Annotated in this window: 10 protein-coding genes; 9 read left to right on the top strand and 1 reads right to left on the bottom strand. The window is 51.5% G+C overall.

The window, feature by feature from the left end:
- Positions 1-102: 102 nt before the first annotated feature.
- The 9 genes from ACYVJM_RS26510 to ACYVJM_RS26470 all read left to right on the top strand — a co-directional run bounded on the left by ACYVJM_RS26510 (position 103) and on the right by ACYVJM_RS26470 (position 13,569).
- A complete protein-coding gene (locus ACYVJM_RS26510) occupies positions 103-798 on the top strand; it encodes an RNA polymerase sigma-70 factor (protein ID WP_461151243.1) in 696 nt (231 codons plus the stop codon).
- 57 nt (positions 799-855) lie between these two features.
- Positions 856-1,863, top strand: a complete 1,008-nt coding sequence (locus ACYVJM_RS26505) for a FecR family protein (RefSeq protein ID WP_461151242.1) — start codon at positions 856-858, stop codon at positions 1,861-1,863.
- Positions 1,864-1,886: 23 nt separating this feature from the next.
- Positions 1,887-5,483: a SusC/RagA family TonB-linked outer membrane protein gene (locus tag ACYVJM_RS26500; protein ID WP_461151241.1), complete on the top strand. Its 3,597-nt coding sequence runs from the start codon at positions 1,887-1,889 to the stop codon at positions 5,481-5,483.
- A 13-nt stretch (positions 5,484-5,496) separates the two neighbouring features.
- Positions 5,497-7,248 carry a RagB/SusD family nutrient uptake outer membrane protein gene (locus ACYVJM_RS26495; protein WP_461151240.1) on the top strand — a complete coding sequence of 584 codons (1,752 nt, stop codon included), beginning with the start codon at positions 5,497-5,499 and terminating at the stop codon, positions 7,246-7,248.
- Between the two features lie 564 nt (positions 7,249-7,812).
- On the top strand, positions 7,813-8,244 hold the full coding sequence (locus tag ACYVJM_RS26490; RefSeq protein ID WP_461151239.1) for a MarR family winged helix-turn-helix transcriptional regulator: 432 nt from the start codon (positions 7,813-7,815) through the stop codon (positions 8,242-8,244).
- Position 8,245: 1 nt separating this feature from the next.
- Entirely contained in the window at positions 8,246-9,574 is a 1,329-nt protein-coding gene (locus ACYVJM_RS26485) for a TolC family protein (protein WP_461151238.1), read from the top strand.
- 31 nt (positions 9,575-9,605) lie between these two features.
- On the top strand, positions 9,606-10,718 hold the full coding sequence (locus ACYVJM_RS26480) for an HlyD family secretion protein (RefSeq protein WP_461151237.1): 1,113 nt from the start codon (positions 9,606-9,608) through the stop codon (positions 10,716-10,718).
- A 90-nt stretch (positions 10,719-10,808) separates the two neighbouring features.
- Entirely contained in the window at positions 10,809-12,368 is a 1,560-nt protein-coding gene (locus tag ACYVJM_RS26475) for a DHA2 family efflux MFS transporter permease subunit (protein WP_461151236.1), read from the top strand.
- Between the two features lie 133 nt (positions 12,369-12,501).
- Positions 12,502-13,569 (top strand): TolB family protein, encoded by a 1,068-nt coding sequence (locus tag ACYVJM_RS26470; RefSeq protein ID WP_461151235.1) that lies wholly within the window; start codon positions 12,502-12,504, stop codon positions 13,567-13,569.
- 3 nt (positions 13,570-13,572) lie between these two features.
- On the opposite strand, the gene ACYVJM_RS26465 is transcribed toward ACYVJM_RS26470, so the two are convergent.
- Positions 13,573-14,844: a DUF819 family protein gene (locus ACYVJM_RS26465; protein ID WP_461151234.1), complete on the bottom strand. Its 1,272-nt coding sequence runs from the start codon at positions 14,842-14,844 to the stop codon at positions 13,573-13,575.
- Positions 14,845-14,865 lie beyond the last annotated feature (21 nt).

The following is a 14,865-nucleotide window of genomic DNA, read 5'->3' as shown; positions in this document are numbered from 1 at the left end:
TTAAAAAATTAGATTTTTTTTAGAAGTGGACTACGTAGTTTCGGCCTAACATTTGTCATACTGGTATAGTACTACTGCTTTAGCACGGCTGGTCCGCTCTTTATGATGCAAGTTGTTTATTCCGTTTTACCTACTGAAGGGCAACCCGCCGTTGGTCCGGCCGTGGTACCGCCGGCAGGAACTGAACATACCGCTGAACAGGTGGCTGATACGGAATTTTTTGTCCGCGAAGCTTTTAAGGTTGATCCACAACGGGGGTGCGAACTATTGTTTCGGCTCTATTATCAGCCCCTGTGCACACACGCAGTTCGTTTTGTGTATGCCAAGGATGTAGCCGAAGATCTGGTGGCCGATGTGTTCTACACATTCTGGAATACGCGGGCTTATCTATCTGTACAGCAGTCGTACCGAAGCTATTTGTTTCGGTCGGTCCGTAACCGGACCTACAACTATATTGCTCATGAACTCAAACCCAGCGATCAGCTCGATTCGGTAGCTAACCAGCCCCTCTCGACAGAAGAACCGGAGGCCATCATGCGCTTTGACGAATTGCATCATAAAGTTGATCTGCTCGTGGACGGTCTTCCACCCCAATGCCGCAAGGTGTTTATACTGAACCGGTTTGAAGGACGACGTGCTAAAGACATTGCCGCTGAACTCCAGATTTCAGTTAGAACGGTTGAGGTACATATTGCGAAGGCCCTGTCGGTGCTTCGCAGCGGACTACGCGATCACTGGCTCCTCTGGGCGGTAATCGTTGGCCTGGGCGAGAGCCTTACCCAGATTTTTTTTGATTGACCACTACGTAGTTTTCCTTCCTCACTTATCAATTAGGTAATCCGCCCGCACAAAGTCATGAACGTTGTTGATAAAAATCTGCTCTTCTCATATTTCGCCAACGCTACAACGCCAATGCAAAAGCGGCTGATTGAGGAGTGGCTGCAAGTGCCCGACAATCAGGAGCAATTCTACACCTGGCTAGTGGAATGGGAGTACCGGCACCCGTCGTACCAACCCGATGCCGAAACTCCGCTAAGGCGGTTTGTCCAGCACATGGAAACTAGCTCCCATGAAGTTACTGATGAGCAAGTACTCGATGACGAAAAAAGTCCCGTCTTCAATCCTTATCGAATACATTATGGGTGGATGGTTGCGGCTTCGGTGGCGGTGCTGCTGCTGGTTGCCTGGTTCAGTCTGGATACGATTAAGTACCAAACATACCAAACAGCTTTCGGCGAAACCCGGACTGTGGAACTAGCCGATGGCAGCTTCGTGACCCTTAATGCCAACTCGGCTCTGCGAGTGCCCCGTTTTGGTTTTGGCAACGGTTTGCGACAGGTGTGGCTAATGGGTGAAGCCTATTTTTCAGTCAGGCACCAGTCTGATAATCGGCGGTTCATTGTCCAGACAACTAAAGGTTTCGATGTGGTGGTTCACGGTACAGAGTTCACCGTATCGACCTTTACCAATCGGGCAAGAGTAATGCTTCGTACGGGCAAAGTACAGGTTAATTACGCAGCAGGTTCGTCCCGGAAGCAACTGATGCTTTTGCCCGGCGACCTTATTAAACTCGATCAGCCAGCAAAACCCCGCTTGAAACATCATGTTGATCCACAGGCGTTTATGGGGTTCGCCAACCACCGATTTTCGTTCGATAACATGACGTTGGCCGAGTTTGGGCAACTCCTGACCGATACGTACGGGCTGCGGGTGGAGATTCCTGATACGGCGGTAGCCCGGCGAACGCTCGTGGGTACGTTTCGTGCCGACAGTGCCGACGAACTGCTGCTGATCGTCTCCGAAATCTTTGATCTTGACGTGGCCCGGCAGGGCAATACCGTGCGACTTACTGAACGTGATTAATTAACCCTTAAACCAATAGGAATATGAAAAAAACCTTACCTAATGTAAGGGCGGCTCTGCTGTTGCTGATGCTCACGGCCATTGCTCCACCCAGCCTGGCCCAAACCTACGCGTCGGGGCGGCAGCTACCCGCCCGAACGGTGTCGGCTCCCGTCGAAACCCGCCGACTGCGCGATGTATTACAGTCGCTGAAAGCACATTACCGAGTTGATATTTTGTTTGAAGGCGGACTGGTTGATCAGCTCACCGTAGGGCCGCTCGACCTTGATTTGAGCCAGCCAGTAGAACGCAATTTAAATCGGGTGCTACAGGCCACGAACCTACGCTTTCGGCGAGTAAAAATAGGTACGTACCTGATACTGGCCGAAACCCGATCGCGCAAAAAAGACGTGTCACAGGTATTGCCAGTCGACGCAGCCTTGGGCCAGGATCCCCCTCAGTCCCAACCCCTGCTGACCCGCCTGGGTATGTTTACGCCGGCAGCCCAAATGGATAAGATGGTCGATCAGACCATTACCGGCACCGTTACCGACGAAACCGGTCAAGGACTGCCTGGCGTGACGGTGGCTATCAAAAGTACGCAGCGTGGCACTGTGACCGATGCCCGGGGTATGTTCTCGCTGGCGGTGGCCGATAAAGCCGCTGTACTTGTGTTCAGTTTCGTGGGGTACGAATCTCAGGAAGTTGCTGTGGGCGACCGAACCAGCCTGACGGTTTCGTTAAAGACGGATGTGAAAGCCCTTAGTGAAGTGGTTGTGGTAGGCTATGGTACCCAGAAGAAGGCTGATCTCACCGGCTCGGTAGCGACTGTCGATGTCCGGCAGGTGTTGACCAAACCCGCTGCCGATGTGAGCAACATGCTGCAGGGGCGAGTGGCTGGGGTAGTAGCTTCCGGCTCTAACCAGCCGGGGGGCGAGGGGTTTATCCGCATTCGGGGTATCAGCTCGTTTGGCAGCAATAACCCGCTCATTATTATCGACGGGGTACAAACTAGCAGTACCAACTCGCTGAACCCCAACGATATAGAGAACATGACTGTTTTAAAAGATGCCTCGTCGGCGGCCATTTATGGAGCGAGGGGTGCGGGTGGTGTCATAATCATCACCACCAAACGAGGTAAGGCAAACACCACACGTATCAGTTACGACGGCTTTTATGGTGTATCCCAGGTCACGCGATACCCAGATCTGCTCAACACGCCCGAGTTGGGAGACCTGATCTGGAAACAGCAACTAGGCGCAGGCCTCACCCCCTCGTCCACTCAATTTGGCCGGGGTGCGTCGCCTGTTATTCCTGACTACGTGCTGGCGGGCACCGCCGGAGGGTTGTTCGAAGGCAATGCCGCCGTTGACCCCGCCCGTTACAATTATAACCAAAGCGGTTTCTACCAGATTGCACGGGCCAACAAAGAAGGTACCGACTGGTTTCGCGAGATGACGCAGGCCGCCCCCGTGCAAAGCCACAACCTGAGTGCATCAGGAGGCACGGAAAAGTCGGTGTATAGCATGAGCCTGGGATACTACAGCGAAGCCGGTTTGCAGAAATACACCCGATTTGACCGGTACAGCCTGCGGGCTAACTCAGAGTTTAAACTGGGCACCCGCATCCGGTTTGGCGAGACTTTGTTTGGTTCGTTTCGCAAACGCAACGGCAGCACCGACAACGACGAAGCATCGCCCTGGTCGATGGCCTACCGGATGCAACCTATTGTGCCGGTCTACGACATTGCGGGTAATTTTGCCGGCTCTAAAGCGCCGGGAACCGGAAATGGACAAAACCCAGTGGCAATTTTGTATCGTAACCGCAACAATGCCGAGAACGATATTCGGCTGCTGGGCAGCGTGTATGCTGAGGTTGATTTGCTGAAAGGCCTTCGTTTTCGTACCAATTTCGGGATCGATTATACTAATAGCTACCGTAACGTGTTCACCGACATTAACCCCGAACACTCGGAAGGCGGGTTTAACACCAGCCTGGCCCTACGTAGTAATTATCAGTACCGATGGACGTTTACCAATACGCTCAATTACGACAAAACCATGGGACGGCACAGCCTGAAAGGGCTAGCGGGCATTGAGGCTGTCGATTACAAATTTGAGCAGCTATCGGGCGACCGGGTGGGCTACTATCCCTTCACCGACGAATCGTTCCAGGTGCTTGATCGGGGCAATACTGTGGGGCAATCTAACAGTTCTCAGATCAGCGTCGAGTCGCTTTATTCTGTATTTGGGCGCGTTGACTATGCTTACGACGATAAATACCTGCTTAACGCTACTCTGCGTCGCGACGGGTCCAGTAAGTTTGCCCGTGATGTTCGCTATGGTAACTTTCCGTCGGTAAGCGTAGGCTGGCGGCTGTCGCAGGAGCCGTTCATGCGCTCGCTCTCTTTTCTAAGTGATTTGAAAGTCAGGGCAGGCTACGGGGTAGTAGGCAATGATCAGATTGATGCCAACAACCAGTTTACATTCTATCGTTCGGACCCGCAGCGTTCGTTTTATGATCTCACCGGCAATAATACCACCACACAGCCTGGCTACGACCTCGACCGGAAAGGCAACTCCAGCTCCAAGTGGGAGTCGACGGCCACCCTCAACATCGGCCTTGACATGGCTCTTTTTCGGAGTGCGCTGGTGCTAAATGTCGATGTTTATCAAAAGAAAACGTCGGACCTGCTGGTGCAGATTCCGCGCCCCGGCACCGAGGGCGATTTTAATGCTCCCTTCATCAATGTCGGCAACACCGAAAATAACGGCGTCGACCTGATGCTGACCTATCGCGGTCGGACGGGCAAACTTCAGTATGGCGTATCGGGCAATTTTTCGGCCTACCGCAACCGGGTGTCAAGTCCGGGAGTCGATTTTTTTACCAACACGGTTCGCTATGGACAGGTGTCCCGCACGCTGTCGGGCGAAGCCATCGGGCAATTTTACGGATTCGTGATCGACGGCTTCTTTAATTCGGTTGCCGAAGTGCAGACTGCACCCACCCAGCCCGGCATTAACAAAACAACCGAGGCCACGTCCCGGCAATCGGTAGGGCGGTGGCGCTACAAAGACATCGACGGCAATGGTATTATCAATGCCAACGACCGGGCCTTTATCGGTAGTCCGCACCCTAAATTTCAGATGGGGTATAACTTCGATGCATCGTACCGCAACTTCGATTTGAACCTGTTCTTCTTCTGGAACTACGGTAACCAGATTTATAACAACACTAAATGGTGGACCGACATGAATGGAGCTTTTGCAGGCAACCGGTCGCGCAAGATGCTCTATGACAGCTGGACGCCTGAAAACACCAACGCCAGTCTGCCTAAGCTCGATGTAAACGATAATATTACCAGCAGCGTACCTAACAACTATTATGTTGAATCGGGGTCGTATTTTCGGGCCAAAACGGCTCAGTTAGGCTATACCCTCCCCGAAACCCTGGCTAAGTCGTTGCATATCAGTCGTTGCCGCGTGTATGTTCAGGCGCAGAATTTATTTACCATAACCAAATACACCGGGCCTGATCCTGACCTGCTCGACGTGGGCAGGGGCGACATTGGCCTGGGTGTCGATCACGGCCGAGTACCCAATCCGCTTCAAGTGCTGGGCGGTCTGAACCTTACCTTTTAAGCAACTTATCGTCATGAATATAGTTATCAACCGAGTTGCCAAACTCTTCACATTGTCGGTACTGCTACTGGGCAGCCACGCCTGCAAAGACGATTTTCTGAACCGCCAGCCTATCGGTGTATTTAGCGAAGAAGCACTGAAAACCCGTGCCGGTGTCAACGGTATTCTCATCGGAGCCTATGCCGGGCTGAACGGAGCCATGTATGGTAACGGCTCCAGCGCGGGAGCCGATGTAAACTCTTTCTCGAACTGGGTTTTTGGCGGTATCACCTCCGACGATGCTCAGAAAGGTGCCGACGTAGGCGGCAGTCGATCCGACATTGAACGCTATGAAGTAACTCCGGCGAGTACCAAACTCGACGACCGCTGGCGGTTTTGTTACGACGGTATTGCACGCTGTAATGACGTGCTCCGGCTTATTCCGCAGGTGAGCGGACTGAGCGAAATAGAGGTGAAAAACCTGACTGGACAGGCGCGGGCCTTGCGGGCACTGTACTATTTCCACGGCACCATTATTTTCGGTCGCCTTCCCTGGATTGACGAAACCACTACCGACTATCGCCAGCCCAACGAGCGGGTGCTTTGGAAGGAGATGGAAACCGACCTGCAATATGCTTACACTAACCTACCCGAAACGTTTGCTGAAACGGGTAGGATAAACAAGTGGGCGGCCGGGGTGTTGCTGGCCAAAGTGCTCGTATTTCAGAAAAAATGGACCGAGGCCAAACCACTACTTGATGCCATCGTAACCACAGGAAAAACCACGAAAGGTCTTAAATACGCGCTATTTGCCCGGTATCACGATAATTTCCGAATTGGCACACAGGGCAGTGCAACCGACACAGAAGTGGTGCTGGATGCCAACTATTCGGCCAATGACAACAGTAAAGGCTTCAATGGGGGCCTGGGCGAAAATCTGAATCTGCCGCATGGTGGCCTTACTACCCAGCCAGGTGGATGCTGCGGCTATTTCCAGCCTTCTCAGGATTTTGTCAACGCCCACCGCACGGATGCCAATGGACTGCCCCTGCCCGATACCTACAATCAGTTTGAGGTGAAAAATGATCAGGGACTCGAAAGTAGCCAGCCCTTCACGCCCGACGCCGGCAACCTTGATCCCCGGCTCGACTGGTCGGTAGGTCGGCGGGGGATACCATATCTGGATTGGGGCATACACCCCGGCAAATCCTGGATTCGCGACCAGAACTATGCCGGTACGTTTTCGCCCAAGAAAAACGTGTACTACAAAACCGACGAAATGTCCGGTCTGGTTGACCCCGACCGCCGTACATCGGCCAATAACTTCCGGATTCTGCGGTTTGCCGAGGTGCTGCTGATGGCCGCCGAGACCGAGATCGAGTTGAACAACCTGGAGAAAGGACGCGAGTATGTGAATCTGATACGTAGGCGGGCGGCTAATCCCGACGGGTTTGTAAAGGGTGCAGATGGTAATCCGGCAGCCAATTATGTAATTTCAGAGTATAAAACCCCCTGGACTGACCGTGAATTTGCCCTAAAGGCGATGCGGTTTGAGCGCCGTCTGGAACTGGGGATGGAAGGACAGCGGTTCTTCGACCTGGTGCGCTGGGGTGTGGCAAAAGAAGTGCTCAATAAATACTTAGCCTATGAAGTTACCAAACGTTCGAATCTGCGCGGTGCCACCTTCAAAGACCAAAACGTCGTATTCCCGGTACCCCAACGTCAGATCGACGCTACCAAACGCCCCGATGGAACTGCCACGCTGACACAAAATCAGGGGTATTGATACACATGAAGGATTGTTTTTTTTAGTTAGTCGTGCAAGCCGCTTTCTAATCTCTCCACCGTAACCATACAATAAAAGACTCGTCCAGCTACAATGGGCGAGTCTTTTTTATTGATTTCTCCAGGCTAAAGCCTGCTGCTAACTGAAAAGGTTTTTGTGTAATGTTACATTGGAGGTTAGCCAGTTTTCTCCGTTATTCCAGAAGGCCCTGACTTCAATACGATCGGGGTAGCAGATCATTTATTCCTCAAAATACAGCTTTGATTGAGTGGCTAACTTTTTCTATATGCCAATAAATAGCCACTGCACGCTGTCAATGCACCTTTCTCAACATTGTTAAAAACCTATTAAAATATTTGCTGCCAATATATAAACAACTATGCACAAACCTTTAAGGTGTATATAAAAGAGGAGTTGTATTATTTTAATACTATGAAAATTTTGCATTAAAAAAAGTAAGTGCTTTTCTGTACAACGTAAATCAATAAACAGCGGAATTTTTATCGTTTAAACGAAATTTGTTTAAACAAATATGGGTTATACCTTTGATACGCCCTACCAGACATGGATATGCAAACGGTTAATGAATATCATAGACTAATCAAGAATCTGCACCAGACAGACGGGTACATCTTTAACTATTTTGGACAAAAGCTAGCACCTTTCGATTTGTCGGTTCAACAGTACATCACCTTACGTCGCCTTTCGGAGGTTTATCCCAACAGTCTAACGGCGGGTGAGTTGAAAGAAAAAATGACGGATATAAACTCCGACATGACCCGGTTAACGGATCGGCTGGTAGCTAAGAATCTGATTGTTCGCGAAGTTGATCCAACCAATCGTCGGAAAGTTAACCTGAGGCTCACGGAAGAATCTTATCGATCTGTAGAAGCCATTGCGGTTGAGTTCAAGAATTTTGAATCCATCGTGAGCCACCTGACAGACGACGAAGTACGCACAATGAATACACTCCTGGAAAAAATTAGAAATCGGTAAAATGAAAAAGTACGTAATAGGGGCAGGCCTTTGGTTGCTAAGCCTGGGGTTGACAAACGCCCAGTCGACGCCGTCGGTACTGCCGCTGAATCAGGCTATTCAACGGGCCTTACAAAATAACAAGGGTATCAAACTTGCCGATACCCGAACACTGGCCGCCGAGGCACGTGCGCAGGAAGCCAAAGATCGGAGTTTGCCACAGGCCAATGCCTCGCTGGCCTACTCGCGCTACAGCCTGACCGGTCCCTTCTCACTGGGATCGGGGAGTGATGGCAAAGCTTTACTAACTGTTCCGGCTGGAGCTTTCAACGCAACCATAGGGGGCGCAACCATTAGTAAAGAAGTTTTTGGTGGTTTTGCCGAGAAGTCGGCGGAATTATCGGCGAACTTACTCGTCAGAGCCAGCCAACTGGATGCCCAGCGCAACCGCTCAGAGCTGGTCTACACCGTTACAGAAGCGTATTATAACATTGTCAAGCTTATTCGCTCCACCAGCGTTATCGAGCAAAATATCAAGCAGTTCGACGAGCGTGAACGGGAAGCTCAGAATCTCCAGAAGGAGGGCGTGGTGACGGCCAACGAAGTACTTAAAATCCAGTTGCAGCGCAACAACTTGCAATTGAGTCGGCTACAGGTTGAAAAGGCTCGTCAAACGGCTTTGTATAATTTCAACCTGCTCATTGGCCTTCCCGACGACCAGGCTATCAGCGTCGATACCACGCTGGCTAATCCGATTGCCTCGGCCGAGCCATTGAGTAACTTCCTGGGGCAGGCCTTACAGAGCCGTCCTGAAGTGCAGGCCAATTCACTGCGTGTACAATCGGCGGAAGCTATGCTTCGCAACACTAAAAGTGCAATGTATCCTCATTTGGGGGTATCGCTGGGGTATAACTACATTAATCCAACGGCCCGACTCGTTCCCGAAGCCAATTCGTTCATCAGTGCCTGGAATGTTGGGGCTGGCTTGTCTTACAACATCGGTTCGCTTTACAACATGAAAGGCAAACTGAACACGGCAAAAACGGCTATCGATCAGGCATCGATTCAAAGTCAGCAACAAGCCGATCAGATCCGGTCGGAAGTAGTAACGGCTTATAATAATTACCAACTGGCTTTGGAGCAACAGAATGTTATCCGCACTGCCGTCGGACAGGCGCAGGAAAACTACCGCCTGACGGAGTCGCGATTCCGGAATGGGCTGGTTGGTTCAACCGATCTGCTCGAAGCGGACAGCTTCCTGCTACAAGCTCAACTCAATGTAATCAATGCCACCGTGGACGCGCAGCTCGCGTACCAGCGACTGCTTAAAGCCACGGGCCACAATCTTTAATTATTCTCACGTTCTGACGAACGACCTAATCATGAACAAGAAAACTTTATTCCGCGTAGGGGGTGTCCTGGTCCTGGTCATTGCTCTCTTTTTCGGGTACACTGAGTTCAAGTACCTGCAACGTCACGAAACAACCGACGATGCGCAGATTGATGGCGATGTAAACCCGGTTATTCCGAAAGCTGGTGGGTACGTAAAAGCGATTCGTTTTAAAGACAACCAATTTGTTAAAGAAGGCGATACGCTGGTTGTGCTCGACGATGCTGATTACAAAATTCGGGTGGCTCAGGCTGAAGCCGCTTTGCAGAGTGCAATGGCAGCTGCCGGGGTGTCTCGCTCGCAGGTGAGTGTTGCCTCGGCAACCATACAAAGCTCGCAGGCTAGTGTGCTAACGGCCCGTAATCAGGTAGCTACCGCCCAAGCGAACGTAACGGCGGCTCAGGCCCGTGCCCGCAAAGCCAATCAGGATTTTGAAAGGTATAGCCGCTTGCTGGCCGAAAAAACAGTTCCTCAGCAACAATTCGACGCCGTACAGGCCGAACGGGATGCTGCTCAGGCGCAAGTACAGGCGGCTCAAGCGCAGCTGCAAACGGCTCAGGCACAGGTTGCTGCGGCTGGCACGCAAACGGGCGTAACGAGTTCGCAGCGCCGGGCTACGGAAGGGCAAATTTCAGTAGCGCAGGCCGCCATCAAACAGCGTCAGACAGACCTGGATTTAGCCAATCTACAGCTATCATACACCATTGTCCGGGCTCCGGTTTCGGGCGTGGTGTCGAAGCGGGCGGTGCAAATTGGCCAACTGGTACAACCGGGTCAGGCATTGTGTTCAATCGTTGGCAACACGAGCCTTTGGGTTACGGCCAACTTCAAAGAAACCCAGTTGAAGCAAATGCAGCCCGGTCAGAAAGTTGAGATTGATGTCGACGCTTTCGAAGGCGACAAGCTGGTCGGTCAGGTGGGTTCATTTGCCGGTGCAACGGGTGCTAAATTCACCCTGCTTCCTCCCGACAACGCAACGGGTAACTACGTGAAAGTCGTTCAACGGGTTCCGGTTCGTATCGATCTGGACAAAAACAGCCCGCTCTACGCCAAACTTCGTCCCGGCATGAGCGCAACGGTAGCCGTGGATTTACAGGCAAAGTAACTCTGGAGTGGTGTCGGGTTCTCAAACCCGACACGCTCGCGTCAGCAACAGTGTCGGGTTTGAGAACCCGACACCACTTTAATCAATTTTATGAAAAAATTAGGTTTTGATAAGTGGATCGTGGTGATAACCGTTACGACGGCCGCCCTGCTGCAAACCATCGACTCCTCGATCGTCAACGTGACCCTGAACCAGATGATGGGCAACCTGGGCGCGTCGCTTGGGGATATCAGTTGGGTGGTTACGGGTTACGCAGCCGCCAGTGCCGTCATGATCACCATGTCGGGCTGGTTAACGGCCAAACTGGGACGGCGAAATTATTTTGCTGCTTCTATTATCCTCTTCACGATAGCGTCAGTTTTCTGCGGTACCTCGACCAACGTGTGGGAACTCGTCTTTTTTCGGGTTGTACAGGGCATTGGTGGGGGTGGTTTGCTGACCACAGCCCAGTCTATTCTGATACAGACGTTCCCCAAGGAAGACCTGGGTATTGCCAATGCCATTTTTGGCTTGGGTGTAATTATCGGACCGTCAATTGGCCCTACGCTAGGTGGTTTTATTACTGATAACCTGTCGTGGAACTGGGTATTCTACATCAATATTCCCTTCGGTATTCTGGCCACGTTCCTGACGTACACCTACATTAAGGAGCCCGCCGAGAAGATGCTGGCGGGTAAGATGGACTGGCTGGCACTGATTCTCCTGGTTATGGGTATCGGTGGTTTGCAGATCATTCTGGAAAAAGGCGAAGAAAAAGACTGGTTCGATTCCCGCTTTATCGTGGGTATGTCCCTGGCGGCTGGTATTGGCTTGATTGGGTTTATCTGGCGGCAACTGGCGGTTAAGCTGCCCATTCTGGACCTGCGTTTGTTACGTCAACGCCGGTTTGCGGTGGGTACGCTGTTCAATTTTATCCTAGGTTTCGGTCTGTTTGCGTCGGTCTTCATTATCCCGGTTTTCTGCCAGACCATTCTGGGCTTCACCGCTAGCCAAACAGGCTTGTTACTGATGCCAGGTTCCATTGCTACGGGTATGATGATGCCGATTGTGGGTGGTCTGATGAGCAAAAACTACATCTCGCCGGTCTGGTACGCAGGCATTGGCTTTGTGCTGTTCTTTGGTTTCTGTTTCGACCTGTCGGCCATCAGTCTGGCTGCCGGTCCGGATTACTTCTTCTGGCCGCTAATCATTCGGGGTATTGGTATGGGATTGATTTTTATCCCGCTAACGACCGTTACCCTGGCCGATTTAAAGAACATCGAAATTCCACAGGGATCGGCGCTAACGGGCATGATTCGCCAGTTGGGCGGTACGTTCGGAACGGCCATCATGACGACATATATCTCAACGCGTACCATGTTCCATGCGTCGCGGCTGGGTGATAACGTTTCCATTTATAATCCGCTTTCGGTTGATCGTATCCGGCAGTATACAGGCTTGTTTCTCTCCAAAGGGGATGCTCTAATGTCGGCTACCAGCAAAGCCTATGGTATAATGCAGGGGACCATGATGAAGCAGGCACTGGTGATGACTTACGCCGACGCCTTCCTGGTGATTGGTGGTTTCTTCCTGATCTGCGTACCGCTGCTGCTGCTGTTCATCGGTAAGAAAATTGAAGCGCCTGCTCATACCGAAATGATCATGGAGTAAGATTTAATACGCTTTCATTTTGTTTTCAACAGGTTAATCAGCCAGTAAGGCCGGGAGATATTCTTCCGGCCTTATTTGTTTACAACCCTTTGTTATAAACTTGGCTCCATGTTGATATATAGACTACCGACGTATGAAATTCACGCTTTTACCACTTATTGGATGCCTGTGCCTGGTAACCATGAGCTGTGATAAACTACAGCCGATGCAATACAGCCAGGGGACCTTCCCCAATGTGGTTACGAACCTGGGTGATATCAATTCCATTGATGATGATTACAATTCGGCGGTGCCCGCTTACGGGGCGGTCATGCCTTTGCTGTTTTCGTCGAAACGCGGTGGCCGAGCGGATTTTAACTTCGTTCGGGAGTCGCTCAATTACAGTACGGACCGGCGAACGGGCGTTTTTTCATTCGATAACAAGCCCTATGGCGGACTTGATGTTGTGGAGGAGCAGATCCCCGTCGGCTGGGCTGCCGACAAAGTAAACTCAGGCGGGAATGAACTGGGGCCGTATCTCAAATCGTACGGACGGGATTTGATCAAAGACGGAATGGTACGCCACTATGGTGAATACCTCATGCTCTATGCATCTGACAAGACCGGCAATCTGGATGTCTATCTGACGCATAATTACCGCGATAACCCAACCAATGCCACCGACACTCCGGGTGGTACATCGGCACTGACCAACAAACAGTTTTCCGATCCGGTACCACTCACTTTTCTTAACTCGAAGGCTGATGACGCCTACCCAACCTTCGACCAGCAATACGCGGCCATTTACTTCACCTCTAACCGCGCTGGCTCATTCGATATTTACAAAGCAACATTACCGGCAGTAGCTCCCATTGAACTGCATACCAAACTACCGACAACCGGTGCCGTACCTATTGAACGCGTGGCCGAACTATCGTCAGGGGCCAACGATAAGTGCCCGTTCATTCTGGATAACAGGCTGGTGTTTACGTCGAATCGGCCGGGTGGTTTTGGTGGGTACGACTTGTATTACAGTACGTGGGATGGCACACGCTGGTCGGCGCCGGTCAATTTTGGGCCAACCATCAATACTGCGTCGGATGAGTACCGCCCGATTCTGACGGGTCAGTCGGATTATACAAACCAGCTCATGATTTTCTCGTCCAACAGGCCCGGCGGGAAAGGGGGATTTGACCTGTATATGGTTGGTATTCAGAAGTAGACATTAGCTCACAAGCCGCATCAGCCAGGCCGTAAGCAAGCCGCCATACGTGCCCAAAACGTGACTGAGTACCGCCAGTAAGACGCCGACGGGTGCCAGCGCAGGATGAAAGATTGACGCCACAGCCGGAGCCGTCGATACGCCACCAATATTTGCCTGACTTCCCACCGCCACAAAAAAGTAAGGCGCCCGAATAATTCGGGCGGTGATGAGCATGACCGTAATGTGAATGAGCATCCAGATCACGGCTACCAGAAACAGACCCATGTTTCCCCCCAGATTCGATAAGTCGAGTCGCATGCCAATAGTCATGATCAGGAAATAGACGAATAGCGTTGCTAGGTCTGTCGTCCCTAATTTTTCGAGTTTGCGCAGGCGGGTAAATGAAAGCCCAATACCTAAGGACGTTGATAGAATGACCACCCAAAGGAAATTGGACGTAAAAGGGTCCAGTCCGTAGGTCGTCAGGGAGGATTTGTATGGCTGCAGCATGCTCGAAATCACATACGCCAGTGCATGGGCCAGTGCACCTCCACCAAATCCAAGGGCCAGAATGGTACTCAGGTCGAGAAGGTTGGCAGGTCGGTCGGGCACCACTTTGTACGCCAGTATGCGTTGTTTGACTTCTTCAATGGATGTCGTGTCGGCCCGGAGCCAGCCGTCAATCTTCTCGCGGTAAGCGGCTCCATAAATCAGACAGGCCGTCCAGGTTGTCGATACCACCGCATCGACTACAAGAATAATGGCAAAAAGAGCTTCGTTGCACCCGTAAATTTCTTTCAGCGCCAACTGGCTGCTGCTTCCGCCAATCCAGCTTCCCGAAATAGTGACCAGCCCTTTCCAGTATTCGTTGGCAATTGCCTGCTCCCGAAATCCCGGAATGAGCCACATAACCAGAAAAAAGGCAACGGGAGCGCCAATGATAATGCCCACCGTACCCGACATAAACGTGATCAGTGCTTTGGGACCGAGTCGGAGAATTGCCCGCAGGTCGGCGGTGGAGGTGAGCAGGACCAGGGCTGCCGGCAGTAAATAGTTGGTCGATACTTTATATAAGCTGGATTGCTCCCCCGAAATAATGCCAAGGCTGTTCATGCCCGCCGGGAAAACGTAGCACAACAGCAGCGAGGGGACGTACGTATAGGCCCGTTTCCAGAAGGGGTGTTCTGACTGGGATGTTCTGAAAATAAGGGTCAGTAAGACTAGGAAAATGCCAAGGATAATGGCATCGTTTGTAATGAGTGGGTGCATCCGAAAACAAATTTGCTGCCACATCGCTTCTGTTGCGGTGTGGCA

Source organism: Spirosoma pulveris (assembly GCF_054781875.1).
The sequence above is the reverse complement of the archived record's forward strand: the minus strand, read 5'-3'. Positions and strand labels throughout refer to the sequence as shown.

Excerpts from the sequence above, each read along its gene's own strand:
- ACYVJM_RS26490 (WP_461151239.1), top strand. The coding sequence starts at position 7,813 with ATGGATATGCAAACGGTTAATGAATATCATAGACTAATCAAGAATCTG.
- ACYVJM_RS26495 (WP_461151240.1), top strand. The coding sequence starts at position 5,497 with ATGAATATAGTTATCAACCGAGTTGCCAAACTCTTCACATTGTCGGTA.
- ACYVJM_RS26470 (WP_461151235.1), top strand. The coding sequence starts at position 12,502 with ATGAAATTCACGCTTTTACCACTTATTGGATGCCTGTGCCTGGTAACC.
- ACYVJM_RS26480 (WP_461151237.1), top strand. The coding sequence starts at position 9,606 with ATGAACAAGAAAACTTTATTCCGCGTAGGGGGTGTCCTGGTCCTGGTC.
- ACYVJM_RS26475 (WP_461151236.1), top strand. The coding sequence starts at position 10,809 with ATGAAAAAATTAGGTTTTGATAAGTGGATCGTGGTGATAACCGTTACG.
- ACYVJM_RS26500 (WP_461151241.1), top strand. The coding sequence starts at position 1,887 with ATGAAAAAAACCTTACCTAATGTAAGGGCGGCTCTGCTGTTGCTGATG.
- ACYVJM_RS26485 (WP_461151238.1), top strand. The coding sequence starts at position 8,246 with ATGAAAAAGTACGTAATAGGGGCAGGCCTTTGGTTGCTAAGCCTGGGG.
- ACYVJM_RS26510 (WP_461151243.1), top strand. The coding sequence starts at position 103 with ATGATGCAAGTTGTTTATTCCGTTTTACCTACTGAAGGGCAACCCGCC.
- ACYVJM_RS26505 (WP_461151242.1), top strand. The coding sequence starts at position 856 with ATGAACGTTGTTGATAAAAATCTGCTCTTCTCATATTTCGCCAACGCT.
- ACYVJM_RS26465 (WP_461151234.1), bottom strand. The coding sequence starts at position 14,844 with ATGTGGCAGCAAATTTGTTTTCGGATGCACCCACTCATTACAAACGAT.